Here is a 918-nt window from a genome sequence, read left to right as displayed (position 1 = left end):
CCCCCCCGGCCTCGCCGGCCCCGGCGTCCGCGCGGACCGCGGCGGCGGCGGGTTCAGGGGACACGGCCTCCCCGACGCGGCCGATGGCGGCGGGCAGCATCCCCTGGACCTCGGTCTCCAGCGCGTCCAGGGCGGCCAGCCCGTCGCCGTCCAGGGTCACCAGCCGCAGCGTCACCTGCGACCCTCGCGGCCCGGTGTACTCGCAGGACAGGCCGTCCGCCGTGGGCGCGCCGCGCCGGGTCAGGACCGTGTGGGTCTGGGGGCACTGCAGCGTCTCCACCACGCGCAGGGCGCCGCCGGCGTCCGCCGCCTGCTCGACGTCGCGCGAGATGCGGATCGAGGGCTCGGAATCGCAGGCCGCGGCGAGGGCGGCGAGGCAGACGGGAAGAATAAGGGCGCGCATGATGTCGGCTCCTGTTGCGATCCCATTGTCGGACCGCCCCTTTTCAGACGCCAGTGAAATCGAGGTAATCGACGGTCCGGCTGTGTCAGCCGCCCGGCCGGCCGGCCTCGCGCCGCTGGAGGAACGCCAGCCGCTCGAACAGGTGCACGTCCTGCTCGTTCTTGAGCAGGGCGCCGTGCAGGGGCGGGATCAGCCGCTTCGGGTCCCGCTCCGCCAGGGTCTCCGGCGTCACGTCGTCCGCCATCAGCAGCTTCAGCCAGTCCAGCAGCTCCGAGGTGGACGGCTTCTTCTTCAGGCCCGGCGTGTCGCGGATCTGGTAGAAGGTCTTCAGCGCCTCGGACACCAGACGCGGCTTCAGCCCCGGATAGTGCACCTCGACGATGGCCTTCATGGTCTCCTCGTCGGGGAAGCGGATGTAGTGGAAGAAGCAGCGGCGCAGGAAGGCGTCCGGCAGCTCCTTCTCGTTGTTGGAGGTGATGATCACCACCGGCCGGACCTCGGCCCGGATCGTCTCG

1 protein-coding gene and 1 pseudogene are annotated in these 918 nt (G+C 71.5%); both read right to left on the bottom strand.

All coding sequences use genetic code 11. From position 1 onward, the window contains the following. A pseudogene (locus tag V7702_RS02715) lies at positions 1-403 on the bottom strand (methyltransferase type 11); the annotation flags it as partial. 85 nt (positions 404-488) lie between these two features. After that, positions 489-918: AAA family ATPase (locus V7702_RS02710; protein ID WP_335648606.1), on the bottom strand; the 430-nt coding region annotated here is incomplete at its 5' end.

Source organism: Phenylobacterium sp., from assembly GCF_036963605.1.
Taxonomy (GTDB): domain Bacteria; phylum Pseudomonadota; class Alphaproteobacteria; order Caulobacterales; family Caulobacteraceae; genus Phenylobacterium.
Note: the sequence above shows the minus strand (reverse complement) of the source record. Positions and strands in the feature narration are given on the sequence as shown.